The organism is Paenibacillus sp. FSL R7-0189 (assembly GCF_037969925.1).
GTDB lineage: Bacteria > Bacillota > Bacilli > Paenibacillales > Paenibacillaceae > Paenibacillus_AQ > Paenibacillus_AQ odorifer.
The window spans coordinates 3,852,599-3,878,967 of the sequence record NZ_CP150223.1; the positions used below are offsets into that span (position 1 = coordinate 3,852,599).

17 protein-coding genes, 8 tRNA genes and 3 rRNA genes are annotated in these 26,369 nt (G+C 43.2%); 25 read left to right on the forward strand and 3 right to left on the reverse strand.

The window, feature by feature from the left end:
* The first annotated feature begins 47 nt into the window (after nucleotides 1-47).
* From thrB to MKY63_RS16775, 15 genes are all read left to right on the forward strand, one after another.
* Nucleotides 48-1,025 carry a homoserine kinase gene (gene thrB, locus MKY63_RS16705; RefSeq protein WP_076142059.1) on the forward strand — a complete coding sequence of 326 codons (978 nt, stop codon included), beginning with the start codon at nucleotides 48-50 and terminating at the stop codon, nucleotides 1,023-1,025.
* Nucleotides 1,022-1,909, forward strand: coding sequence for a prephenate dehydratase (pheA, locus tag MKY63_RS16710; protein ID WP_076142060.1), 888 nt, complete (start codon nucleotides 1,022-1,024; stop codon nucleotides 1,907-1,909). Before thrB ends, pheA begins: the two co-directional genes overlap by 4 nt.
* 4 nt (nucleotides 1,910-1,913) lie before the next feature.
* On the forward strand, nucleotides 1,914-2,795 hold the full coding sequence (gene ilvE, locus MKY63_RS16715; RefSeq protein WP_036685189.1) for a branched-chain-amino-acid transaminase: 882 nt from the start codon (nucleotides 1,914-1,916) through the stop codon (nucleotides 2,793-2,795).
* A gap of 304 nt (nucleotides 2,796-3,099) precedes the next feature.
* A complete protein-coding gene (locus tag MKY63_RS16720) occupies nucleotides 3,100-4,767 on the forward strand; it encodes a LysM peptidoglycan-binding domain-containing protein (protein ID WP_339279433.1) in 1,668 nt (555 codons plus the stop codon).
* A 453-nt stretch (nucleotides 4,768-5,220) separates the two neighbouring features.
* Nucleotides 5,221-6,778: ribosomal RNA gene (locus tag MKY63_RS16725) — 16S ribosomal RNA — on the forward strand.
* 232 nt (nucleotides 6,779-7,010) lie between these two features.
* Nucleotides 7,011-9,937, forward strand: a 23S ribosomal RNA gene (locus MKY63_RS16730).
* 146 nt (nucleotides 9,938-10,083) lie between these two features.
* A 5S ribosomal RNA gene (gene rrf / locus MKY63_RS16735) occupies nucleotides 10,084-10,200 on the forward strand.
* Together the 16S, 23S and 5S rRNA genes form the textbook arrangement of a ribosomal RNA operon.
* 619 nt (nucleotides 10,201-10,819) lie before the next feature.
* Nucleotides 10,820-10,894, forward strand: a tRNA-Glu gene (locus MKY63_RS16740).
* 89 nt (nucleotides 10,895-10,983) lie between these two features.
* Nucleotides 10,984-11,059, forward strand: a tRNA-Val gene (locus MKY63_RS16745).
* An 89-nt stretch (nucleotides 11,060-11,148) separates the two neighbouring features.
* Nucleotides 11,149-11,225, forward strand: a tRNA-Met gene (locus MKY63_RS16750).
* 25 nt (nucleotides 11,226-11,250) lie between these two features.
* Nucleotides 11,251-11,328, forward strand: a tRNA-Asp gene (locus MKY63_RS16755).
* A gap of 14 nt (nucleotides 11,329-11,342) precedes the next feature.
* Nucleotides 11,343-11,415 (forward strand) — tRNA-Lys (locus MKY63_RS16760).
* A gap of 36 nt (nucleotides 11,416-11,451) precedes the next feature.
* Nucleotides 11,452-11,526, forward strand: a tRNA-Gly gene (locus MKY63_RS16765).
* A 10-nt stretch (nucleotides 11,527-11,536) separates the two neighbouring features.
* Nucleotides 11,537-11,613, forward strand: a tRNA-Arg gene (locus tag MKY63_RS16770).
* Between the two features lie 19 nt (nucleotides 11,614-11,632).
* A tRNA-Leu gene (locus MKY63_RS16775) sits at nucleotides 11,633-11,711 on the forward strand.
* A 500-nt stretch (nucleotides 11,712-12,211) separates the two neighbouring features.
* On the opposite strand, the gene MKY63_RS16780 is transcribed toward MKY63_RS16775, so the two are convergent.
* Both MKY63_RS16780 and MKY63_RS16785 read right to left on the reverse strand, forming a co-directional pair.
* Nucleotides 12,212-12,376: a hypothetical protein gene (locus MKY63_RS16780; protein WP_139331146.1), complete on the reverse strand. Its 165-nt coding sequence runs from the start codon at nucleotides 12,374-12,376 to the stop codon at nucleotides 12,212-12,214.
* A gap of 262 nt (nucleotides 12,377-12,638) precedes the next feature.
* Nucleotides 12,639-12,926 (reverse strand): transposase, encoded by a 288-nt coding sequence (locus MKY63_RS16785; RefSeq protein WP_339279432.1) that lies wholly within the window; start codon nucleotides 12,924-12,926, stop codon nucleotides 12,639-12,641.
* A gap of 458 nt (nucleotides 12,927-13,384) precedes the next feature.
* Here MKY63_RS16785 and MKY63_RS16790 point away from each other — a divergent pair, with 458 nt between their 5' ends.
* The 5 genes from MKY63_RS16790 to MKY63_RS16810 all read left to right on the forward strand — a co-directional run bounded on the left by MKY63_RS16790 (nucleotide 13,385) and on the right by MKY63_RS16810 (nucleotide 18,500).
* Nucleotides 13,385-14,053 (forward strand): hypothetical protein, encoded by a 669-nt coding sequence (locus tag MKY63_RS16790; protein WP_076142374.1) that lies wholly within the window; start codon nucleotides 13,385-13,387, stop codon nucleotides 14,051-14,053.
* On the forward strand, nucleotides 14,043-14,906 hold the full coding sequence (locus MKY63_RS16795; RefSeq protein ID WP_076142375.1) for an ABC transporter ATP-binding protein: 864 nt from the start codon (nucleotides 14,043-14,045) through the stop codon (nucleotides 14,904-14,906). Before MKY63_RS16790 ends, MKY63_RS16795 begins: the two co-directional genes overlap by 11 nt.
* On the forward strand, nucleotides 14,899-16,107 hold the full coding sequence (locus tag MKY63_RS16800; RefSeq protein ID WP_076148063.1) for a hypothetical protein: 1,209 nt from the start codon (nucleotides 14,899-14,901) through the stop codon (nucleotides 16,105-16,107). The genes MKY63_RS16795 and MKY63_RS16800 overlap by 8 nt, the downstream gene beginning before the upstream one ends.
* An 18-nt stretch (nucleotides 16,108-16,125) precedes the next feature.
* The gene (locus tag MKY63_RS16805; RefSeq protein ID WP_076215913.1) at nucleotides 16,126-17,271 is read left to right on the forward strand and encodes a hypothetical protein; all 1,146 of its coding nucleotides are present in this window, start codon (nucleotides 16,126-16,128) and stop codon (nucleotides 17,269-17,271) included.
* Nucleotides 17,272-17,342: 71 nt separating this feature from the next.
* Entirely contained in the window at nucleotides 17,343-18,500 is a 1,158-nt protein-coding gene (locus MKY63_RS16810) for a hypothetical protein (protein WP_143763182.1), read from the forward strand.
* A gap of 207 nt (nucleotides 18,501-18,707) precedes the next feature.
* On the opposite strand, the gene MKY63_RS16815 is transcribed toward MKY63_RS16810, so the two are convergent.
* A complete protein-coding gene (locus tag MKY63_RS16815) occupies nucleotides 18,708-19,172 on the reverse strand; it encodes an AAA family ATPase (protein ID WP_076215921.1) in 465 nt (154 codons plus the stop codon).
* Nucleotides 19,173-19,814: 642 nt separating this feature from the next.
* Here MKY63_RS16815 and MKY63_RS16820 point away from each other — a divergent pair.
* From MKY63_RS16820 to MKY63_RS16840, 5 genes are all read left to right on the forward strand, one after another.
* Nucleotides 19,815-21,809 (forward strand): AraC family transcriptional regulator, encoded by a 1,995-nt coding sequence (locus tag MKY63_RS16820; RefSeq protein WP_256717658.1) that lies wholly within the window; start codon nucleotides 19,815-19,817, stop codon nucleotides 21,807-21,809.
* Nucleotides 21,796-22,845, forward strand: a complete 1,050-nt coding sequence (locus MKY63_RS16825) for an iron ABC transporter permease (protein WP_081382417.1) — start codon at nucleotides 21,796-21,798, stop codon at nucleotides 22,843-22,845. Before MKY63_RS16820 ends, MKY63_RS16825 begins: the two co-directional genes overlap by 14 nt.
* Entirely contained in the window at nucleotides 22,842-23,849 is a 1,008-nt protein-coding gene (locus MKY63_RS16830; RefSeq protein ID WP_076098983.1) for an iron ABC transporter permease, read from the forward strand. The genes MKY63_RS16825 and MKY63_RS16830 overlap by 4 nt, the downstream gene beginning before the upstream one ends.
* A gap of 344 nt (nucleotides 23,850-24,193) precedes the next feature.
* Nucleotides 24,194-24,511 carry a BlaI/MecI/CopY family transcriptional regulator gene (locus MKY63_RS16835; RefSeq protein ID WP_076148066.1) on the forward strand — a complete coding sequence of 106 codons (318 nt, stop codon included), beginning with the start codon at nucleotides 24,194-24,196 and terminating at the stop codon, nucleotides 24,509-24,511.
* Nucleotides 24,477-26,168 (forward strand): M56 family metallopeptidase, encoded by a 1,692-nt coding sequence (locus MKY63_RS16840; RefSeq protein WP_256717826.1) that lies wholly within the window; start codon nucleotides 24,477-24,479, stop codon nucleotides 26,166-26,168. The genes MKY63_RS16835 and MKY63_RS16840 overlap by 35 nt, the downstream gene beginning before the upstream one ends.
* Nucleotides 26,169-26,369: the final 201 nt, after the last annotated feature.

Sequence of the window (26,369 nt, forward strand, 5' to 3'; positions counted from 1 at the left end):
ACTAATACTTTCATATTTCAAAACATAGTAAGGAGATTGTACCTGTTATGAGTATTTACGGAAGAGCTAGGGTTAAAGTGCCTGCTAGTACTGCCAATCTTGGTCCGGGCTTCGATACTCTAGGTATGGCTTTGCCGCTATATGCCTGGATTGAGATGGAGGAAGCAGAGGAGACTGTTTTTCATCTGTATGGTGACGAGATGAATGGAGTGGCTCAGGATAAGAGCAATTTACTCTATAAGGTCGCTCAAATGGTATTTGCAGAGGCAGCCGTTACGGTGCCTGAATTATCGATATCCATGTACTCGGAGATTCCGCTTACGCGCGGACTCGGCAGCAGTGCCTCAGCTATTATTGGCGGAATGGCCGCAGCGAACACAATGATTGGCTCTCCGCTGGATAATGCTAAGCTGTTTGATATGGCTACCCAGCTTGAGAAACATCCCGATAATGTGGGTGCCTCCTTGTTTGGCGGCATTATTACTGCCGTGTGGGATGGTGAACATGCGGATTATGTTCGGCTAGAACCACCACAAAATCTTGAGGTGCTGGTGGTTATTCCTGAATTCGAACTGGAAACCACAAAAGCGCGGGGGTTGCTTCCAACAGAAATCTCAGTTAGTGATGCTGTGTACAACATCAGCAGAACCTCTCTATTGACGGCTTCGCTGGCATCAGGCCGGCTTGACCTGCTTAGCAGAGCGATGCAGGATCGCCTGCATCAGCCGTATCGTGCACCGCTTATACCGGGCATGGAGAAGCTGCTCGCAGAAGCTCCTGAACACGGTGCTTTAGGAATCGCACTTAGCGGTGCGGGACCGACTCTGCTATGTTTAGTGGATCGCCAAGAGACCCGCAAGCGTGAGCTTGAGGCCTTCTTGAAGAATACGATGCAGGAACATGGCATTTCCGCTCGGACCTGCTGGTTAACACCTTGTGCTTCTGGAGTGACTACAGAGCTGCTCGAAATAAACGAGATGCAAAACGTATCATTTTTGGATATGATAAAAGGAGTACGGTCATGAAATCAATAGCGGTATTGCCGCAGGGCTCGGTATCCCACGAAGCGCTGCTGCATTTGTTTAACGGTGAACCTGTAAAGCTTGTACATCACAAGTTAATTTCCGATGTATTTCTCTCTACGGCGGGTGGTATGACCGATTACAGCGTGATTCCGATTGAAAATACCATTGAAGGCTCAGTTAGTCTTCACATCGATTGGCTCATCAATGAAGTGGATCTGCCAATGCAGACGGAATGGATTTTTCCATCGATACAGAATCTTATCGGTAACCCAAGGGAATTCACAGATACAGACGGCAACAAGGATTTCACCAAGATGGTAAAAATCCTTTCGCATCCCGTAGCAATGGCACAATGCATGCAATTTGTTCGTAAGCATGCCCCTTGGGCTGAACTGGAGTCGGTCGGAAGCACCTCTGAAGCTGTGGAAATCGTCAAAAACAATCCCGGCAAGGGCTGGGCTGCTATCGGTACCGCTCTTGGCGCCGCTACGCATGGGCTGGAGATTGTAGATCGGCAAATTACAGATCACAACAACAACTACACACGGTTTGTCCTGGTCGGCCCACAGAAGATAAATCTTCCGCGGAGCAGCACCGGAGTAAAGACGAGTGTTCTAGTAACGCTGCCAGAGGATTTTCCAGGTGCCTTGCATCAGGTGCTTGCTGCTTTTTCCTGGCGGAAACTGAATTTATCGCGGATTGAATCACGACCAACGAAGAAGAAGCTGGGTACTTATTATTTTTATATTGATGTGCTGGAACCGATAGAATCTGTTCTGCTGCCAGGGGCTATTGAAGAAATTAGTGCTTTAGGCTGTCAGGTAAGGATTCTGGGCTCGTATCCCACATACACCTATGAGGAAGAGAAAGCGGAGGTGCAGTAAATTCATGGCTGAGCAATGGATCTATTTGGATGGACAACACGTAACGAAGGAAAATGCAAAGGTATCCGTTTTTGATCACGGTTTTTTGTATGGAGACGGTATTTTTGAAGGTATCCGTATCTATAACGGCAATATTTTTAAATGTAAAGAGCATTTGGACAGACTGTATGATTCGGCAAAATCGATCATGCTGGACATTCCGCTAACGTATGATGAGATGCTGGAAGCTATGGCTGAAACGATTCGTCTTAACGACATGCGTAACGGCTATATTCGACTGATCGTCTCCCGGGGACCAGGGAACTTAGGTCTTGATCCGCGCCGTTGTCCAAAAGCTAGTGTAATTATTATCGTTGAACAACTGGCTATTTACCCAGAACAAGCGTATTTGAACGGACTTCGTGCAGTTTCTGTATCCCAGCGCCGTAATATTCCGGATGCACTCAATCCAAAGATCAAATCGCTTAATTACCTAAACAATATCCTAGTAAAAATCCAATCCAACTTGGCAGAAGCCGACGAAGCAATCATGATGAACGCTCAAGGTTATGTTACTGAGGGATCGGGCGATAACATATTCATCATCAAAAATGGTGTAGTTTTCACTCCTCCATGTTACTTGGGAGCCCTTGAAGGAATTACCCGTCTGGCGATTATTGAGCTCTGCGAGAAATTAGGTATTAAACTGAAAGAAGAACCGTTCACAATGCATGATGTTTATATAGCGGACGAGGTGTTCTTCACTGGCACAGCTGCTGAAGTTATTGCTGCACGTGAAATTGACGGCCGGATCATTGGTGAGGGACAAGCGGGTCCAATCACTTTGAAGCTGCTCGAAGAGTTCCGTAATGTGGTTGATAAAGATGGCTATAAGGTTTGGGAATAAAGACTAATCATACAACGTAAATAGCATTGAATACGCATCAGAAGTCCTTTTATGCATACATGCAGAAGAAAACGGGAGTCTCCGGTTAATCTTTTCATGGATCATGAAAGGATTTTTTTTATTTCGGGGATGTCATTCGCCCATGGGCTGCATAAGATGTAGTAACGAAGGAGGCGGCTGTACCGCATATAACTTTGTAAGAGAGCAATGTTCCATGAAAAGGGTGTTTGCTTTCGAAGTCAGTTTTGCTGTGTAGCTGTAAAGAAAGCAATACTCCACAAAACTTTTAGGAGGTTAATGCTACGTGAAAATACACATTGTCAAACAAGGCGATAGTTTGTATGCATTATCGCAAAAGTACGGAGTGCCGTTACAAAAACTTATTGAAGCTAACCCGCAGATCAGTAATCCGAACGTATTAGCGGTTGGAGACAAAGTAAAAATACCTACGGCCCCAGTATCCGTACCGGAGAACAGTGAAGTTTACTACAAGCACACCGTTAAACAAGGAGATACCTTGTGGAAATTATCTAAAGCCTGGGGAATTCCTTTAAAGGATATGGTTGAGGCCAATCCCCAATTAAAGAATCCAAATGTACTTATGCTAGGGGAAGTAGTTAATATCCCTAAAAAAGTATCCAATACCTCACCCACACAGCCTGGGTATACACCTTCTAACGCCTCAGAGAAAACACAAGTGGGTGGCAAGGAATATACAGGTCCCAAAGAACAGCCTGCTGCTGAAGTAGTGCCTGCACCTAAACCGGAAACTAAACCAGAAATAAAGCCAGAAGCTAAACCAGCACCTAAACCAGTGACAAATATCTCACCTGAATCTAATTCTGCACCACACCCATCGCTAAACATCGCCCCTATTAATACACAAAATATTGCACCAAATCCTGCGCCTAATATGCAAATGGAAGTTGCTCCAGTGCAAGAAATTGAAATGCAGAGTTTATTTGTTCAGATTACGGTTCCAAATCAAGAACCGGTTGCTCAACAAGAAGCACCTAAAGCTGAGAAGAAAGCAGACAATGATTGCTCATGGGATAATTCCAACGGATACCCGGGCTTGGGAGGAAATCCTTATCTCTATGATTCATATCAAAATAGCCCTAATATGAACATGAACTGGGCACCAAGTTATGTTCAGCCAATGGCTTATGCACCAGAATGTATTTCCCCATGTTATTTTTCGGGCAATATGTATTCTAATATGAGCCCAGAACAGTGGAATCCCAATGCCGCGCCAAACATAAGCCCGGAACAGTGGAATCCCAATGCCGCGCCAAACATAAGCCCGGAACAGTGGAATCCCAATGCAGCGCCTAACATAAGCCCAGAACAATGGAGTCCCAATGCTGCCCCTCCAGGACAGTGGAATCCGATGGAGGCTAATGTTGCTGGCATGAACGTAGGCGGGGATTTCTCCCCGTATGCTGTTCCTCAATATGGAGGACAGACGCCGAACCTTCCTTGGCCAACTTGTGGGTGCGGAGGCGTGCATATTCAACCAGTGCAAACTTATTCATATGACATGCCTGTATACAACACCTATCCTGAATATGGGAATCCAAACGCTTTTTCTGCATATGGAGCAGGAATGCCTAATCAGGGAATGGTTCCTACTTCTACGCTTGGAGCATTTGGCGGACAGGATAACTCTAATATTCCATCCAATCCGCAGTATCCAGGGATAGGTAATTATTCGCAGCATAATCGGGTGCCGGAAATTCAAGAACCTGAAGCGTTCGTGCAGGAATCTCCTGAAGCGGCTAGAACAGAGACTGATGAGTTAACTTCTAACGCTTCTCTCAAGAATAAGGGGAGTGTAGCAAAGGAAACAGCAACAGGCAAAAAAGCAAAGACCTCAGGTCAACCTAGTAGCAAGAAAAGCAAAACTGCTACGAAATCTCAAGGTTCAGCAGCGAGTACTAAAAAACGTAGAAATCCTTGGATTTCAAACTAATAAATTTATATAACAAGCCGCTGTCCGGACACACGTGTAGATTCTGTATCCTTAGAATCTACACGTTTTTTATAGGTAAATAGGGATAAAAGATGTTAAATAAAGTGGGGCAAAAGCACTTATTTATAAAATATAAATTTTTAAGTATTGTTTTTATATAGGGATATATGGTACATTATAAATCCAGTCGCAAAGAGGATCTATAAAGCTTTCGGTTGGTGAATGTTAATCTGAATTAGATTGCAAAGAACTTTGAAAAAAAGAGTTGCAATAAATCAGAAAGCATGATATATTATAAGAGTTGCTGCTGAGACATTAAGCGGCGTCAACGAGAACTTGATCTTTGAAAACTGAACAACGAGTGAGTAGGAAATCACGCAAGTGATATCCAAAATTAGAGAATTAATTTTCTCGTCAGATGTTTCAAAATGAGCATATCGCTCTTTTCAATACTAATTGGAGAGTTTGATCCTGGCTCAGGACGAACGCTGGCGGCGTGCCTAATACATGCAAGTCGAGCGGAGTTACTTTGAAAGCTTGCTTTCAAAGTAACTTAGCGGCGGACGGGTGAGTAACACGTAGGCAACCTGCCCTTCAGACTGGGATAACTACCGGAAACGGTAGCTAATACCGGATAATTTCTTTTTTCTCCTGAGAGAAGAATGAAAGACGGAGCAATCTGTCACTGAGGGATGGGCCTGCGGCGCATTAGCTAGTTGGTGGGGTAACGGCCCACCAAGGCGACGATGCGTAGCCGACCTGAGAGGGTGAACGGCCACACTGGGACTGAGACACGGCCCAGACTCCTACGGGAGGCAGCAGTAGGGAATCTTCCGCAATGGGCGAAAGCCTGACGGAGCAACGCCGCGTGAGTGATGAAGGTTTTCGGATCGTAAAGCTCTGTTGCCAGGGAAGAACGTCCGGTAGAGTAACTGCTATCGGAGTGACGGTACCTGAGAAGAAAGCCCCGGCTAACTACGTGCCAGCAGCCGCGGTAATACGTAGGGGGCAAGCGTTGTCCGGAATTATTGGGCGTAAAGCGCGCGCAGGCGGCTATTTAAGTCTGGTGTTTAAACCTTGGGCTCAACCTGAGGTCGCACTGGAAACTGGGTGGCTTGAGTACAGAAGAGGAAAGTGGAATTCCACGTGTAGCGGTGAAATGCGTAGATATGTGGAGGAACACCAGTGGCGAAGGCGACTTTCTGGGCTGTAACTGACGCTGAGGCGCGAAAGCGTGGGGAGCAAACAGGATTAGATACCCTGGTAGTCCACGCCGTAAACGATGAGTGCTAGGTGTTAGGGGTTTCGATACCCTTGGTGCCGAAGTTAACACAGTAAGCACTCCGCCTGGGGAGTACGGTCGCAAGACTGAAACTCAAAGGAATTGACGGGGACCCGCACAAGCAGTGGAGTATGTGGTTTAATTCGAAGCAACGCGAAGAACCTTACCAGGTCTTGACATCCCTCTGAATCTGCTAGAGATAGCAGCGGCCTTCGGGACAGAGGAGACAGGTGGTGCATGGTTGTCGTCAGCTCGTGTCGTGAGATGTTGGGTTAAGTCCCGCAACGAGCGCAACCCTTAACTTTAGTTGCCAGCAGGTAATGCTGGGCACTCTAGAGTGACTGCCGGTGACAAACCGGAGGAAGGTGGGGATGACGTCAAATCATCATGCCCCTTATGACCTGGGCTACACACGTACTACAATGGCCGGTACAACGGGAAGCGAAGCCGCGAGGTGGAGCCAATCCCATCAAAGCCGGTCTCAGTTCGGATTGCAGGCTGCAACTCGCCTGCATGAAGTCGGAATTGCTAGTAATCGCGGATCAGCATGCCGCGGTGAATACGTTCCCGGGTCTTGTACACACCGCCCGTCACACCACGAGAGTTTACAACACCCGAAGTCGGTGGGGTAACCCGCAAGGGAGCCAGCCGCCGAAGGTGGGGTAGATGATTGGGGTGAAGTCGTAACAAGGTAGCCGTATCGGAAGGTGCGGCTGGATCACCTCCTTTCTATGGAGAATCGTTCTCTGCAATGAGGACATTCAAATCGGAAGCTAAGCTTCCAAAACTCAGGTTTAGGCCTGTTACTCACTCGTTGCTCAGTTTTGAGAGTTTAAGCTCTCAAGTAAGACTTGATCCTTGAAAACTGGATACCGAAACGAATTTGCGTTTTAGAACATCTTTTAGCAACTTGTGCAAACAAGTAAATGTTATTAGTGAGATTTTTCTTCGGAAAAATCAAGGTTAAGCTAATAAGAGCACACGGAGGATGCCTAGGCGCCAGGAGCCGACGAAGGACGTGGCGAACAACGAAACTGCCTCGGGGAGCTGTAAGCAAGCTTTGATCCGGGGGTGTCCGAATGGGGAAACCCAGCTGTGGTAATTCGCAGTTACTCATACCTGAATACATAGGGTGTGTAGAGGCAGACCAGGGGAACTGAAACATCTAAGTACCCTGAGGAAGAGAAAACAATAGTGATTCCGTCAGTAGCGGCGAGCGAACGCGGAACAGCCTAAACCTAAGAGCTTGCTCTTAGGGGTTGTGGGACGTCTCACATGGAGTTACAAAGGAATATGGTAGGTGAAGAGGTCTGGAAAGGCCCGCGATAGAGGTAAAAGCCCTGTAACCTAAACTGTATTCTCTCCGAGACGGATCCCGAGTAGTGCGGGGCACGTGAAACCCCGTATGAATCCAGCAGGACCATCTGCTAAGGCTAAATACTACCTGGCGACCGATAGTGAAACAGTACCGTGAGGGAAAGGTGAAAAGCACCCCGGAAGGGGAGTGAAATAGAACCTGAAACCGTGTGCTTACAAAAAGTCAGAGCCCGATCTATGGGTGATGGCGTGCCTTTTGTAGAATGAACCGGCGAGTTACGTTTAACATGCAAGGTTAAGCCGAGAAGGTGGAGCCGCAGCGAAAGCGAGTCTGAATAGGGCGATTGAGTATGTGGACGTAGACCCGAAACCGTGTGATCTACCCCTGTCCAGGGTGAAGGTGCGGTAACACGCACTGGAGGCCCGAACCCACGTACGTTGAAAAGTGCGGGGATGAGGTGGGGGTAGCGGAGAAATTCCAATCGAACTCGGAGATAGCTGGTTCTCCCCGAAATAGCTTTAGGGCTAGCCTCGGTATAAGAGTAGTGGAGGTAGAGCACTGATTGGGTGCGGGGTCCGCAAGGATTACCAAGCTCAGTCAAACTCCGAATGCCATATACTTATTGCCGGGAGTCAGACAGTGAGTGCTAAGATCCATTGTCAAAAGGGAAACAGCCCAGACCATCAGCTAAGGTCCCCAAGTGTGTGTTAAGTGGGAAAGGATGTGGAGTTGCACAGACAACCAGGATGTTGGCTTAGAAGCAGCCACCATTGAAAGAGTGCGTAATAGCTCACTGGTCGAGTGACTCTGCGCCGAAAATGTAACGGGGCTAAACACACCACCGAAGCTATGGCTAGATACGTATGTATCTGGGGTAGGGGAGCGTTGTGTAGGGGTTGAAGGTGTACTGAAAAGAGCGCTGGACACTACACAAGTGAGAATGCCGGTATGAGTAACGAAAAGATCAGTGAGAATCTGATCCGCCGAAAGCCCAAGGTTTCCTGAGGAAGGCTCGTCCGCTCAGGGTAAGTCGGGACCTAAGGCGAGGCCGAAAGGCGTAGTCGAAGGACAACAGTTTGAAATTACTGTACCACCGTAATCCGCTATGAGCGATGGGGTGACGCAGGAGGGTAGTGACGCGGACTGATGGATGTCCGTCTAAGCAGTGAGGCTGATGTGTAGGCAAATCCGCACATCATTAAGGCTGGGCTGTGATGGGGAGCGAAAATTATAGTAGCGAAGGTCATGATCTCACACTGCCAAGAAAAGCCTCTAGCCAGGAGAAGGTGCCCGTACCGCAAACCGACACAGGTAGGCGAGAAGAGAATTCTAAGGCGCGCGGAAGAACTCTCGTTAAGGAACTCGGCAAAATGACCCCGTAACTTCGGGAGAAGGGGTGCCCCGGTAGTGTGAATAGCACGAGGGGGCCGCAGTGAAAAGGCCCAAGCGACTGTTTAGCAAAAACACAGGTCTGTGCGAAGCCGCAAGGCGAAGTATACGGGCTGACGCCTGCCCGGTGCTGGAAGGTTAAGGGGAGTGGTTAGGGGTAACCCGAAGCTATGAACCGAAGCCCCAGTAAACGGCGGCCGTAACTATAACGGTCCTAAGGTAGCGAAATTCCTTGTCAGGTAAATTCTGACCCGCACGAATGGCGTAACGACTTGGGCGCTGTCTCAACGAGAGATCCGGTGAAATTTTAATACCTGTGAAGATGCAGGTTACCCGCGACAAGACGGAAAGACCCCATGGAGCTTTACTGCAGCTTGATATTGAATTTGGGTACGATCTGTACAGGATAGGTGGGAGCCGTAGAAATCGGAGCGCAAGCTTCGGTGGAGGCGCCGTTGGGATACCACCCTGATCGTATCTAGGTTCTAACCTAGTACCCTTACCGGGTACGGGGACCGTGTCAGGCGGGCAGTTTGACTGGGGCGGTCGCCTCCTAAAGAGTAACGGAGGCGTTCCAAGGTTCCCTCAGAATGGTTGGAAATCATTCGCAGAGTGCAAAGGCATAAGGGAGCTTGACTGCGAGACCTACAAGTCGAGCAGGGACGAAAGTCGGACTTAGTGATCCGGTGGTACCGCATGGAAGGGCCATCGCTCAACGGATAAAAGCTACCCTGGGGATAACAGGCTTATCTCCCCCAAGAGTCCACATCGACGGGGAGGTTTGGCACCTCGATGTCGGCTCATCGCATCCTGGGGCTGAAGTAGGTCCCAAGGGTTGGGCTGTTCGCCCATTAAAGCGGTACGCGAGCTGGGTTCAGAACGTCGTGAGACAGTTCGGTCCCTATCTGTCGTGGGCGCAGGAAATTTGAGAGGAGCTGTCCTTAGTACGAGAGGACCGGGATGGACGTACCGCTGGTGCACCAGTTGTTCCGCCAGGAGCATGGCTGGGTAGCTACGTACGGACGGGATAAGCGCTGAAAGCATCTAAGCGTGAAGCCCCCCTCAAGATGAGATTTCCCAATTAGTAAGACCCCTTGAAGACGACGAGGTAGATAGGTTGGAGGTGGAAGTGCAGCAATGCATGGAGCTGACCAATACTAATCGGTCGAGGGCTTATCCTATACGTAGAATGCAAATTCGTTTCGGATTCAGTTTTCAGGAATCAAGCTCAGATTTATATAGTCCAAGTGACTGTTTGATGATGAATTTGTTTTCAGCATTTGGCGATGCTGAGACCTGAATAATGCATTTGTACCGCAAATGCCCGTTTGGTGGCGATAGCGGAGGGGTTCCACACGTACCCATCCCGAACACGACCGTTAAGCCCTCCAGCGCCGATGGTACTTGGACCGAAGGGTCCTGGGAGAGTAGGACGTTGCCAAGCACGCAAGACCACTGTTGAGTTATCGACAGTGGTCTTTTTGTTGTATGATATTTATCCGCTTATTATAAGGATAGGCAATCATTGTGAGTGATTTCTTCGAATGAAAATTAGTTCACGGAGGCAAATGATCATGATTATATGGATCAATGGTGCTTTTGGTTCAGGGAAGACACAAACCGCATATGAAATGTATCGAAGAAAAACATAGCTAGCGAATATGATGGAATAATTATCGTGCCTATGACCCTAATGAATCCGGATTATTGCAGGGAAATCATCGGCAAGTTAATGGATGGAGGTATAAAGCTTTATCATTTTAGTTTGTGTGCCTCCCGAGAGACCTTGCTTAAGAGATTAAGCGAGAGGTGAATGAAAAGACTCTTGGGCTGCTCAGCAGATCGACAGGTGCATCACAGGGCTTGATCACGAGGTGTTTAAGCAGCATCTAGACACGAATGATAGAACTACGGGTGAAATTGTTGAGATAATAGCTCAAAAGCTTCATATCAATCTATTACCTAGTGAAGAGTAGAAAGAAAAATAATTAGTTTAGGTATTGCTATACTTAATAATACATGATATAATCTTTTTTGTTGTCAAAACAATTTGTTTTTAAAACGGCCCGTTGGTCAAGGGGTTAAGACACCTCCCTTTCACGGAGGTAACATGGGTTCGAATCCCATACGGGTCACCATTTCTTCTTGAAACGGCATTAGACTTCTAGAAAAAATGGTTGCATTACAGATTTGATTATGTTATGATAATTAAGTTGCTTCTTTACATGGAGGCTTAGCTCAGCTGGGAGAGCATCTGCCTTACAAGCAGAGGGTCGGGGGTTCGATCCCCTCAGCCTCCACCATAACACATCCCCAAAAGTGAAGTTAATGCTTCACTGAGGATTCCGGATACTTTCCGGGGAATCAAAGGAAATTAATACTTTTTTACTGACGCGGGGTGGAGCAGCCCGGTAGCTCGTCGGGCTCATAACCCGAAGGTCGCAGGTTCAAATCCTGCCCCCGCAACCAATTTTCATTAAGCAATTATTCTTCTGGAACCGTGGTGTAGTTGGCCTAACATGCCTGCCTGTCACGCAGGAGACCGCGGGTTCGAATCCCGTCGGTTCCGCCATTTTCTTGCTTTATGAGCCATTAGCTCAGTTGGTAGAGCACCTGACTTTTAATCAGGGTGTCGAAGGTTCGAGTCCTTCATGGCTCACTTCTTTAGTGAGTCGGACATCAATACATACCGTGTGCGGACGTGGCTCAGCGGTAGAGCATCGCCTTGCCAAGGCGAGGGTCGCGGGTTCGATTCCCGTCGTCCGCTCCATATAAATTTTGCGCCCTTAGCTCAGCTGGATAGAGCGTTTGACTACGAATCAAAAGGCCGGGAGTTCGAATCTCTCAGGGCGCGCCATATTTTAACTTAATACTTTGCCGGTGTGGCGGAATGGCAGACGCGCTCGACTCAAAATCGAGAGGGAAACCGTGGAGGTTCGAGTCCTCTCACCGGTATATCGAAAAAAACTTGTAAGATTGCTTCCAGCAATTTTACAAGTTTTTTTATTTTCTGAGTATTGGTCATACCCCTGTCAAGTAGACAAATGAAAAAAGCTATGCTGCCAGCGCGCACCGATAGTTTTGCTTGAAAGCGGTGATATTTCCGCTCTTGAATTATACTGTTTGAGGTACAACTTCTCTGTTTTGAGATGCGAAAAGAAGGATTCGAAACATGCATTATCTAGGGAGGTAGCTTTGCGAGAGTGCTGCCTTTAATGCCGAATACCTCTAATCCTGTATTGTATGCCTGAGACGTGTATTGGAAGCCCTGAACCGAATGGAGCACGGCTTCCAATGTACGTCTCTTTTTCTTGTCCACTTCGTGACCGTATCCAACACGAGTTGAACATCGTTACGTTCTGACAATTGCAAAGTGACAAGCTCGTTGTTGAATAGATCTTGTATGACGGATAAGTAATGAAAGTTAGTTCCGTCCGAAATATAGGTAATATCCGTTACCATTTTTTGCTGTGGTGCTGTGGTGCTGTGGCATGAAATTTACGTTTTAAGCGATTCGGGAAAACGATAGAAAGGGTATAACTAGACTGTCTTCGATTCTTTCGAATGATAGATTTGATCGATAGTTCTTTCATGATTCGCCATACTTTCTTGTGATTCACGTTGAAGCCTGCCTCCTACAAGGCAGTCGAAATGCGAGGATAGCCTAAATCTGGATGCGAAAAATGAATGGCCATCATGTGTTCCTTGATCTCTTGATTTTTATCATTCCTGGCTCTGACGCTTAGGCTATGTAGCTAGCCATTTGTAGTAACTGGTCCGTGATATCCCTGCAATCGCTAAGAGGTCTGTAATATGATGCGGGTAGCGTAGTTCTCTCGCTGCCTGGGAGCTTCTCCTTTATTAGATTTGGATACCGCTTTTTTAAATATCCACCTGCGCTTTCAGGTAGTCACTTTCTTCTTCGACACTACCAAAGGACGTGCGAGAGCGACCTTTCCCAGGATTCATCTCTTTTTCCTCATTTTTACGTTCATCGAAAGAATCTCCGTTTTTCCATTTTCTCACCCAAACCTTCAATTGCGTGCAACTACGGATACCTTGTTGTTCAGCTATGATCGTATAGCTAGATGATCCATCTAAGTAGGTTCTAACCGCCTTTAATTTAAATGCTTCTGTATACATCTGAAATGTTTGTCCTTTTTTCGCCATAAAAATATCCCCTCCAAGTGTTACTCGAATCTCCATGATAACATGTATTTTTTTTCGAGTGTCTACTTGAAGGGGATAATACCACTGTTCAATAAAACGGAAGTTTTATTTGTTATTGTTCTCTTTATCTTTTCAATTACCGATTTTTTCGGATGAAGCTGTTCAATTTTTTATAGTGATGCGAAATGGTCATACAAAAAATTCGGCTACAGACTGATCCCAAGATCTATCATTCAGGAGATTTTACTCATAATACCATTGACAACCATTTGTTAATAAAAATTTAAGATCTACACACCTAGATTTTTAAGGTGTTCAATCTATAATTTGTACCAAGAAGAATAGGTATAAAATGGAAGTTGAGAAAATTGGTGATAAATTAAATTTATACGGAAAATTAAGTCAGTTGAAATAAACGATAAAATGTAGAATTACATATTAAAAATGGAGGTGTCTTAGTGAAAAAAATCTTAATGTTTGTATTAACTATAACCATTTTGATTGGAGGAAGCCTCTACTTCCAAAATCGAAGCAGCTACTCAGAATATGCAAGCATACAGGATGATAAAACCATCTCAGAGGATTTAATTATCTTAGATAATAATCCGAAGGATGTAAAGTCAGAGAATAAGAGTCCGGGCAATGAGGAAACTCCAAAGGATGCAACGTTAGATGATAAAAGGACTTTTGAGGATATTGCCTTGGACAAACGTCTTGATGAAGGGAGGAAAAAAAATGAAAGAACTTATCGGGAGCAAGGAAGAAAAGAGTCATCAATTAGGCCAACAATAGAAGTTCCATCTCTTTCTATCGAGGATATAACAGGCATCTACAAAACAGTTGATGCATACATGAGAGAAAATTCAGATCGGTTTCCCGAACCAGCGGACAATGGCACTAGGGGAAACACTGATGATCCGAGAATCCAAAATATTCTATACAAGGAAGAAAAAACAGGTATCATAGCAGGATTCGAAAATGAAAATCTGTTCGCATGGGAAGTGAAAAAGCTGGACGGAGAATATACCAACCTCCTGTTAGGTAGAAAGTCTACGGGAGAAGAATGGCAAGTTCTCTCGGAAGGAGACGTATATCAATTGAGAGAGGAAATTAGCGATGGAAATTAAAGCGGAGAATTTAACAAGAACATTTGGAATGAAACGGGCAATCAGTGAACTAAATTTTACATTGCCTGAAGGTGTGTATGGGCTTTTGGGAGATAATGGGGCAGGGAAAAGCACCTTGATGAGAATTCTTGTGGCAATTGACCATCAAACTAGTGGTAAGGTTACCTTTAACGGCAAGGATATCTTCCATATGAACGACGACTACCGGAATCTTGTGGGATATATTCCCCAGGATTTCGAGGTTTATTCCGCGTTTACAGCAACAGAATATCTGGAATATATGGGAGCACTGAAGGGGTTGTCAAAAAAAGAACTGAAGCACAAAGTTCCAGAGGTATTACAGTTTGTCAACCTGGAGAATGTTGCTAATAAAAAGGTCAAAACCTTTTCCGGAGGGATGAAAAGGCGGGTGGGCATTGCCCAAGCCATTATTAACGATCCGAAGATATTAATTTTTGACGAGCCCACCGCTGGGCTTGACCCCCATGAGCGAATCCGTTTTTCAAACATCATAAGCGAAATGGGACAGGACAAGATCATCTTGTTTTCTACCCACATTATTTCGGATATCGAAGCAATTACCACCAATGTGATCATCCTAGATCAGGGGAAAATTAAAGAGCAAGGTAATGTGCAAAAGATGTTATCCGGGATTAAAGGAAAAGTATTTACTGAGGAGATGGACAGAGAGCGACTGGCCTCCTTTAAAAAGAAGCACCTGATCGTACGGATCCGGCAGGAAGAAAACGTTGTTAATGTCCGTTACTTGGGAGAAAAGGAATCAGGCGCAATCGTATGCGAGCCCACGCTGGAAGATTACTACATCTACTTAGGGAGTGGGAGCCATGCGTAATTTCATTCCATTAGAACTGAAAAAAATATTAAATAAAAATACAGTAATTATCAGCCTACTCTTTCTCACTATTATTCTGATCCCCTGGATTCAAACCGCCAAGAGTATAGATGTCTTGGATGATGAGGGAACCATACATAGCGGTCTTGGAGGCTGGAAAATTTTAAGGGAGCGCACGGTTGAGGGCACGATGACGACGGATTATTTATTACAAATGAAACAAAACTACGAAAACAGCGTGGACAAACCTTATATTGAAGGCGAAGTGGATACAGATCGCAAGTTGGGAAAAAGATTAACTTTTCCTCACGATGCGCTGAACTGGGAACTGAACTTTCCATATATAAAGTACCGTGTTCTCGATAACAGCTTAAATTTAACGGATGAGCAGCTCGCCAATTTTTATGTAGATTGGAAGGGCAGTTTTACCGAATATTTATCCACTGAACAAAATCTATTTCCTTATACAGAGAAACAAATCGAAATCATATCCCAGAAAATGCAAAAAGTACCCACCCCATTTTTATTCAAATACGATAGTGGCTGGGAGTACCTGAAAATAGGTTTATTAAATACGATCTACCTTTTCTTCATGTTCTTGGCCTTTATCCTATGCGAGGGATTCTCCAAAAACAGCAGCAAAGGAATTGACAAGGTGACCTTATCCACCAAGGAGAGCAGGAGGAGGCTGCTCAGCTACAAGCTTGGTGCCGCTTGTGTGTTTTCTACGATAGCCTATTTTGTGTATATTGCGATCATACTGCTGTTTATTACCGCAGTGTATACGCTGCACGGCTGGGACTCTTCGGTTCAAATCGGAACAATTACATTTTATTCTATGAATCAGCTTCAAGAGGGGTTACTCTATATTTCCATGGGATACTTTTCCACACTTGTCGTGACGCATCTTATCCTGTTTTTGTCAGTGGTTTTTAAAAGAGGGAAACTGGTATTAGCACTTTCACTGATTTATTTTTATCTCGTAAATACTTATCAGATGGGGAGGGGGGCGCTGATTGAAAAAGTGATGGTCTTCATGCCCCAGAACTTTATCAATAATCTTATAGGCATAGAGAAATTATATTTTGTGGGTAATACTGTATTTCCTTATGTTTTTGTCGCCCTGTTTCTGGGTACTGTGTACATTCTCTTATCTCGAATCGGTATCTCTATATGGATGAGAAGATATTATTTACAGTAGAGGAAGGTAGGTGAAATCATGAGCTATTTATCAAAAGTAAACAGAAGTAAAATCCTAAACATAAACATATTCGGTTTTTTGTTGGCATTGTTTCTGATACTTACCTTTTACAACTTAGACACCATCAAAACAGGTTATTTAAATCAGGCAAGATATGAGGTAACAGATGGGACGGAATACCGGTATTTCTATCAACCGGAGGTATTGGATGAAGTTGAGATTAATAAAATTTTGGAAAAATACAGAGAACTTAGCCTACCAGAAGACAGGAATAAAGCGGATGTTGCAGATTTGCCAGCCTTGGATATGATTATCCAAGTGTATGGCTGGAACTGGACTGGAATACGAGATGTCTCAGCAGAACAATTTTATCAGGACAGGGCAGACATCATCAAAAGTGCACAGAAGGAAGCGGGGAGTTCTAGGGAAGGAATCAGCAACGGGAATTATGCAGCGGCTTCTCTCTCCGAACCTATCCGGATGGGTTATGCCGAGGGATGGAAGAACGTTAACTCAGGGATGAGCCAGTGTGTTTTTATTGTCCTGGTTCTCATTTCCATTCTACTGGTCCCAATTTTTAATGAAGACGAGACCTTGGGCGTGGACGGACTGGTCAAATCCACGAGGTTTGGAAAACGTAAGCTGAGTAGGATACGGATTATCAACGCCTTCCAGCTCTCTTTATTGCTTTATCTGGCGGCGGTGGCGATTTACATTACGCCTATATTCTTTATGTACGGTTTACAAGGAGCGGATTTGCCTATACAAAGTAGTCCACAATTTTTTTTATCAATGGTTGCGGTGAATTATTTCGAGCAGTTTTTAATCAACCTGGTTATTGGATATGTGGCAATCTCACTGATGACAGGGATTACTTTATTGATCAGCGTATTAGTCACACAGATTTATACTGGCTACGCCCTGTTACTATTCACCATAGCCATATCTTACGCCATTCAGATGAGTGAGGTATTCTTTCTGAAACATTATGTGGGCAATTTTCTGCCCATGCAGATAGCCAAGTTCAACAGCTATTACACAAGTTTTGAACCCTATGGAGGTATTTCTAGAATTATTGCCGTTCCTTCCATTACTGTTGCAGTTTTATTTATACTCCTACTATTTTTGCCAAGATGGATTAATAAAATGAGGTTTACTTCTTAGATTGAGCATTACGCATAAAGTTAAAACACATCAAGGATAAAAAAATGAAGTGAAGTTCGGAAAGAAGGTAGATGATGTATTCATTTTTTATTTTATGCGAAGCTGGATCAGAAAAAGATGGTATTAGCAACAACGGTTTAGCTCACGTTCTAGAGCACTTTGTTATACTGGCGATGCTCAAAGATTTTTTCACAGAGAAAGAAAGTAATTTGAGAGGACAAACAAGTTACTGCTATTGCTTATATAGTTGGAGCAATGCGAAGTACCAAGTAGGTTTAAACCTTATCTTTGAATTTGAAAACTATATGAGGAGGATATTAAATAATAAAAATGAATATTATGACTTAATGTTAATGGCCATTAGAGAGGTCGAGGAAGAAATACTATCGAAACACAATGAGGTGGCAAAGATCAATGTAATGATTCATTATTTAAATAAAGATATTGTTTCTCGACCAATAGGCCTACTTGAGGACGTAAAAAGTTTGAACGTTGACCAATTATTTGAGACTTTAAGTAGTATTTATGTAGCAGGAAATTTAAGATATTTCATTTTTAATCATGAAAAAAATGAGTTTGTTATTTCTGACTTGCCTCAAAAAACAAAGCGAAAAGGTTGTGTGGAAAAGCAAGAATTCCATGACAAAGAACTGGAACGGATAGCATCTAATTTAAATATAGATGTACAAATATTTAAATTATTTTGTAATAGTGATAAAAAAGTTGCACTTTCTAGTACTTATTTTTCTAAGATTTTTAACAAAGAACAAACGATTCTTAATGAATTGTACTTGATAAGTATTTGCAAATTATTAGATAAAGCTTATGGTGTCAAAAATAACTGTAAATTTGAAATTATATTTTTTAGTAATGAGGACTCTACTAGAATTTACTATATATTTGAATTAACGAGCAGCAATGATATTTACGAGACTCCAAATAAGATAACGGTAGATGTGGAACAGATAATAAATTTTATGCTTGAAAGTGTAAATTTCCACGAGTTAAAAGAGGAGTTAAGGATAAATGTATACAGTAATAGATTTAGTCCAATAAGTCGAAGTGAATGCGAATCAGAGATATTGAATAAAGTTTACTTTAATAATTTTCAAGTAATAAAAGATTATGAAGATTTTGCTGATATTTTACGGAATGTTACGATTGATAAATTCAAGGGATTCTTGTATTTTGTGTTAGGGGAGATAGATGACTTAATTATTTTTGAATAACGTAAAAGACAGGTCGACAGTTTTCCTCGCTTTGGAGTCTAGAGTCCATTTTCATTGATCAAAATAAACTTGCCGGACCACTGACTTCTATGATACACCACACTTTCACTAGACGAATGGTTTCATTATATAAATTGGTACGGGTGTCGCCCCTGGTCATCAAGTCGCCCTCAATGCGAATATGTGGATTGATTCGCTTCTTTACCTTCACAATGATCTGAGCAGTTGAGTGCTACCAAAGCATTGATATTGAGTAAGCCAAGTGAATGGAGTCGTGTCTATAATGATGTAGTCATAGTTGGCTTTCATCGGTTCCAGTAAAGGGGTCAATGTCTTTTCACCGCCATTTTCATCCCGTAGGTTAATTTCGGCAACAGACAGTTCAATGTTGCTAGGAATCAGGTCAATGTTACCTTGAGAATGAATGCACTCTTCGGGCGATGGAAGCAGTTCGTCCGTCATCATCGCGTTCTTGATGTTGAACATAGAGTAAGGGAGTTTATCAGGTTGTTCGATACCAAAGTACATCGTTAGATTCCCTTGAGGATCCAAATCAATCAGTAATATCTTTTTTCCTTCATTATATAAGGCGTAAGCTAGGTTATAAGCGGTGGTGGTTTTGCCTGTACTGCCTTTTTGATTAGCGATAGTGTTTACTGTTGTTTTTCTCATATCAATTCCCCTCCCTGAAGCCAAAGCTTCGATATTATCTGTCAATGATAGGGAGCGGGCTGATCTGTTATAGTTCTCTCCGAGTTCTCTCATTTGTGCAAAAGCGACTACTATTTGAGAAGATTCCCGGAAGCCTTGCGGCGTTTAAATCTAACGAAAGAACCCGCAAAAAAACTTGATCTTACAAGGATTTTCGCGGGCTTTAGATTCCTTTTCTTTGACTTAGTTTCTGCTATCTTCCCGATAGCATGAGCGACTCAAAATCGAGAGGGAAACCGTGGAGGTTCGAGTCCTCTCACCGGTACCAACTAAATCAACTCAAAGTTCATTAGATACTATATCTGATGAACTTTTTTGTTTGTTTTTTTACAATTCCGTTCATGCCTGTGCCGGAAAACTTTTGATACATCCTTCAGTTGTGAATAAGAAATTGGACTTAGTTGTACCGAGAATGATTAATGTAAGAGGATATGTGAATGAGATAGAGGCATTCCTGAGGAAGCTCCACTTCGAAGCTATAAGCAAGCATGATACTAAACAGCGATTGACAAAATAGAGGAACTACTTAATACTAATTGATAATCATTATCATTGTTGTGGAATATAATTAATTCAAATAGATTGTGGAGCAGATCGGAGTGTATGGCAAAGATGAAGCTGGAAGATCATATTTTCGCATGGAATTATGCTGCTGTTAAAGTACTTGATATTCGACATGCTGTGATGGAGCCTGGGGACAATCTGCAAGGCTATATATTACCAGCATGCGGATTTATCTACTGTGTGCGGGGTACGGCCAGCTTGAATCTCAACGGCATAGATTACGACGCAGACCGTCACTTTATTGTGCATGGTGGCAAGGGCATGAGACTAAGTATAGAGACAGGGAAGTTGTTTGAATACTATTTATTATTCTATAGAGCCTCCTTGCCAGGAAGAAAGGATTTAGCAAGACTTTTAGAACGCAGCAATCCATTTCGGATGCAGTATAGCTTCGAGTCTTTGGAGCCATTACCACTGCACTATCAACTAATGGCAATGGAACAACTTTGGGCACAAGGAAGCCAATTGGAAAGAATTCAAGTTAAAGGCTTGTTCTATCAGTTTATACATGAATTATTAAAGCAGTTCACAAAGGATGGAATTAACCTCAGGCAACCGGATGTCATTGGGCAGGTTGTCCGTTATATTGAGGAGCATTATCGTCATAATTTATCACTAGAATCTATAGCGGAGCAATTTAATTACAGCCCTCGTCATTTATCAACCCGCTTTAAAGGGGAGACGGGGTTTAGCTTGATTGAATATTTGATACGATTCCGGCTTAAACATGCAGAAGAGCTATTACGATGTACCGATGCTCCACTTCGCGATATTGCAGAAGAAGTTGGATATAGCGATGTATATTACTTCAGTCGTATGTTCAGTAAATACAATGGTCAATCTCCCATCCGGTTCCGCAAGGAAAGCAGGCAGGTGAGTTCATCGGACAATCGTCCATTTACCACCGCCAAATTCTCCATTGGCGAGCACATATCCTCCCGATATAATGTTATTGAGTATGATAATCATTATCATTACTATTACCAAAATGAAATAACCGGAGGGTCTTCACCTATGAGATTAACAAAGACGTCAAGTTTTATTGTAGCGATGCTGCTTAGCTTTACCTTGCTTTTAAGTGCATGTGGATCTGCAAGCGTTGGTTCTAATGCCACAAATTCTAATGGATCCAAAGCTTCTGAAGTTACATCATCACCAGCAAATAATTCAATTGCAGCTGACAATGTCAATAAGGAGGCTCAGACAAGAACTATCTCTACAATAAAGGGAGATATTGTTGTTCCAGCTAATCCAAAGAGGGTTGTCGTGTTATACCTTCAAGGGGATCTTGTGGCCCTCGGCATTAAGCCAGTAGGTACTTCGAGTGTTTTTGAAGGAGCGGCCTTTGCAGAAGAGCTGGGGGGGATTGAAGATCTAGGTTCATGGTATGAGCCTAATCCAGAGGCTATTATGGCAGTAAAGCCGGACTTGATCATAGCTGCTTCTGAAGAAACTTACGAAATCCTTAAGGATATTGCACCGACCGTTCCAATTCCCTATGAAAAAATGGCGACGGATGAACGTGTAATGAAGATTGGCGAGGTATTTGGCAAGGAGCAGGAGGCACAAGCTCTATTAGATAATTTCCACGAGAAGTTGGAGAAGAGCAAGCAGCAGCTTGATGAACTTGGAATTTTGGATAAGACAGTAACCATTATCGAAGGCGGAAAAAAAGAGATGGCGGTGATCGATAGCAAGCTTTATGGAAGGGGCTCTCAGATCATTTATGAATATTTAGGGCTAAAAGCACCAGAGATTCTTCAGAAAAAGATTGATGGCAGAGAGAAGGCTACTGGAGGGTTTGTTTCCTTAGAGGTGTTACCAGAGTATATAGGAGACTTCGTGTTCCGCTCTGTATGGGATGGTGCTGATGATTTGTCGGACAATCCAATTTGGAACAGCATTCCAGCAATTAAAGAAGGTAGATTGATCGAAATTGGGTTTGATTTTTCATATTATTCCGATATCTACTCTCTTGATAAGCAACTAGATTTTGTAGTAGAGAAGCTAGTGTCAGCGTATGAAAAAAAATAGAAGGCTAGATGATAGAACAACCGTTATCCCTGATTTAAGAGGGAAATCGTATTTCGGTCTGTTTCTACTCCTAGGGATACTGCTGCTGCTGCTTTCAGTAGCAGCTTCTATCTCATTTGGCTCTGCTTCCATGAGCCTGAAGATGGCATGGACAGCGATTTTTAATTTTGATCCTGAACTGACCGAGCATCAGATTATTCATGCCCTTCGTATTCCGCGTACAGCAGCTGATATTATTGCGGGGATGTGTCTCGCGGTAGCAGGAGCGGTTATGCAGGGCTATACGCGAAATCCCTTAGCAGATTCCGGATTAATGGGAGTGAATGCAGGAGCAGCTCTTGCAATGGCCGTTACACTGGTTTTTCTTCCAGGGCAACTGCAGACAACAACCCTGCTGGTTAGCTTTATTGGCGCAGGACTTGGAGCAGGATTAACGTATCTTGCCGCTTCATTGAATCGTTCAGGAATGACACCTCAACGACTGGTGCTAGCTGGAATATCAATTACAATGCTATTTGGAGCTGTGGGGTCATTTATCTCATTAAACTATGGAATTGGTCGTGCCCTTGCTTATTGGACTTCGGGTAGTGTGGCTGGAGCAACATGGGTGGAAATTAGGCTAGTTATACCTTGGTTCTTAGGTGGACTGGCTTTGTCACTATTCATTGCACGCTCTATCACTATTTTAAACTTGGGGGAAGAGATCGCGAAAGGCTTCGGGCAACGGATCGTTCTCGTTAAGATGATAGCTACGCTTGCGGTCCTTTTACTAGCGGGTGTAGCTGTTGCACTTGTAGGGCCAATCGGCTTTGTAGGGTTAATTATTCCGCATATTATGCGTTTTTTTGTAGGTGTAGATTATCGTTATATTATTCCGGCATCAGCCATTTACGGCGGCGCACTTATGGTTGTAGCGGATATCGCTGGAAGGCTGATTAATCGTCCGGCAGAGACAGCACTGGGCATTATTTTTGCAATGATTGGTGTTCCTTTCTTCTTGCTAATTGCGAGCAAAGAGAGGAGAGCCTTCAAATGAATGTTGTTAAATCGCATAAGGCTACAATATGGATTCTATCTCTTTTAATACTGCTTATTGCAGGAGCTATTCTTAGTCTTAATATGGGAAAGGTGTCCCTCAATCCACTTGAAGTATTTCAAGTATTGCTTGGACAAGGTCCAGAGGAGCATAATCTCGTTGTTTATAAGTTTCGTCTTCCTCGGATCGTATTAGCGATACTTGTTGGATTTGGGATGGCACTGGCAGGTGCAGTTATGCAGGCTTTGCTGCGCAATGATCTGGCTGATCCCGGCATGCTTGGTATTAGCTCAGGTTCAGGTCTTATGGTGTTGCTGATTATCTCAACGGTAAGCATTCAAGGCGCCGCTATAACATTATTACTGCCGTCTATGGCATTCTTAGGCGGTCTGCTGGCAGCAGCTCTGATCTATGTTCTAGCCTATAGAAAACGTCGTATGATTTCTTCTACACGACTTGTCTTGACTGGTGTTGCAATCAATATGGGGTTTAGTGCGCTGTCGCTATTCCTGACTTTAAAGCTTGATGACCAGAAGTATGAGTTTGCGCAGCGTTGGCAAGCAGGATATTTATGGGGGGACAAGTGGTCTTATATCAGCTTGTTGGCACCTTGGGTATTGCTGCTATTCGCATATATTCTTTCTAATTTCAGGACATTGAACGTCTTGGTGCTAGGCAACGAAATTTCGATAGGATTAGGAGTCGCTGTAAAGAAGAAATTTTTGCGCTTGGCAATTGCGGCTGTAGGCATAGCTTCTGGCTGTGTAGCGCTCGGGGGCTCGATCTTCTTTATTGGATTGATTAGTCCGCATGTGGCTCGCAAGCTGGTAGGTCACGACTACAAAGTTCTTCTACCTACTTCAGCGCTTATTGGTGCGCTATTGCTGCTTGTAGCGGATACGATTGCTCGAACGGTCAGCTTTAAGTCAGATATTCCCGCAGGAATTATTGTAACAATGCTGAGTGTGCCTTACTTCCTATATCTATTGATGCGTTCAAAATAAATATCGATAGGTTCCATTCCTCTCACCGGTATACTAAAAAGGTCTATAAAATTGCTTAATAAGCGATTTTATAGACCTTTTTCATTTTCAGAGCTTATTGAATTTCTAATAGGAGCATTAGGTTTTCCTCTACTACTACTTCTGAATTACCCTATTTCCAAAGTTCTAGTGTATACCGTTAGCTTCGCATTCGATGATTTAGCATTGATACTATAAAGTGCAAACCTTTTCCTACTTTTCAACGTCTCTAATTTATAGAAACAAAAGAAAAGATGACTTGCATTTTATTTATACAGTTGTATAATAGAAGCAGTTATACAACTGTATAATATGGAGGTTGATTCATGATTAATGAAATTAAGAAGCTACCTGATGCAGAGTTAGAAATTATGCTTGTCATTTGGAAAACTGGGAATCCAGTGAGTTCTTCCTACATATCGAATCAATTACGTAATAAACGAAATTGGGCTTTGGCTACTTTAATGACGGTACTTTCGCGACTCGTTGATAAAGGATTTCTGTATTGTGAAAAGGAGGGACGGAGCAATAGTTATCGTGCAGCCATCTCAGAAACGGATTATAAGGAATGTGAAGGGAAAATCGGCAAAATGGAAATATTGGATATGGATGATTTTGACTATACGCTTGCTACTTCCATTTAACATTTCGTTTGCCAATAATGTCGTACGGATTCCGCTTCCTGATAGCTCAAAGATAAGTACAGTGTTTCAAGACATTCCCTCCAACAGCATACAAATTGATGTGTCAGGGATTTCTCATCCTGTTCAGCAGGCCGCATCGTTAAATCATATACCATCTCTTATGGACATCTTAACTTGGCTCTGGTTTTCCGGGTTCGTACTTTTTTTGCTTTATCATTTTACCAGTTACTACTTTTTCAGAAAACAGTCTCTTCGTTGGAGTAATTCTCTTTTAAGTGACCAGATGGTATTGAAAATAAACCAAGTTTATAAAGAAATGAAAATAAAATTATCCATCACCGTTTTAATTAGTGAAAAGGTTCCAAATCCAATGTTAGTTGGTTTTTACAAGCCGATTCTCTTCTTGCCGCATGATCAATATAACGATGAAGAGCTTGAATTTATCTTCAAGCATGAGTTAGTTCATTATAAGAGACATGACATTATATATAAGATACTCCTCTTAATTGTACATGCAATTCATTGGTTTAATCCTTTCGTGTGGTTCATGGTACGCCAAGCAGGACGTGAAATTGAAATTTACTGTGATGAGACGGTAGTGGGTACACGAAGCTTATCTTACCGTAAAAAATATTGTGAGGCTATCTTATCTGTCATACAGAATTCGGATCCCCGCTTTTTGGCTTTATCAACTAACTTTTCAGGAGGGGAAATTTCTATGAAAGAGCGATTTATATCTATTCTTAATACGAAGAAAAAACGAAACGGCATCACTCTATTTTATACCGTCCTGCTTTTGATCGGGGTAATCAGCGTGTTGGCGTCGTGCACTAATATAAAAGGCACCGAATTCATCAAACCCGGCACGATCTATTCCATTGGCTTTGATGGGGAGCAAGTTGTTGTTAATGATGCTGGCAATTCGTACTCCATAGATGCAGAGGGGAATGTTTCTGTTTCATATCGGAATGGAGATGTTAAAGCAAATGTGCCATTAAAATTGGATACGACCGGAGGGGTTCTGGGAATGGGGCAAGAGAACACCGGTTATTTTATATCCGAGGATAAAACAGCTATTGTTTATGGTTTTGCAGATGGAAAATCATTGCCGCTGCATGTTTTAATCAGTAATGATAAGGGACAGACATGGAATGACTATCCTATTCCTGGAGCAATGGGATATGAAACAAAATTTATCGGTTTCACGAATAAAAATGATGGTTGGCTGGTCAGTGGTGCTTCACAAGGAGTTGGGAGTGCGCTGAATTATGTATATCAAACCTCTGACGGAGGTAAGACGTGGAAAGAGATAGGCAATCCAAATGATATTTATTCGGAACATTTGACCGGCGTGGGATTTTCTAGTTCGGATATCGGGTTTTTAGGGTACAGATATTATATGGATGAGGGTCCTGTAATTTATTGGACCAAAGATCAGGGGCAAACTTGGGAAAGGCTTGCTGTATCGCTTCCAGAAAAGTTTGATAAATATAAAAAAAATCCCCTTTCTCCTATCTTTAATAGAAAGGAAGGACTGTTCCCTATCTCGTTAATTGATCAAGATACCGGTGTGGCAGGAACTATATATCTTACCAGTAAAGATGAAGGAATCACTTGGGTTTATGATGAAGCTTATGATAAGCTTCTAAATCCTTAAAAAAAGCGGCCATTGGAATGGCCGCTTTTTGATTGTCCAATGGGATCTCAGATAATGGAAAAATAGATACGATGAATACTAATTCCCGAACTAAAGTCAAAAAGGCTTCTATCCTAAAGTATGCCTAAGGATAGAAGCCTATGAGAGAAATATTCGAAAAGAGTATTAGCGAATTGTAAGGGATCCAATTTTGCAACGTTC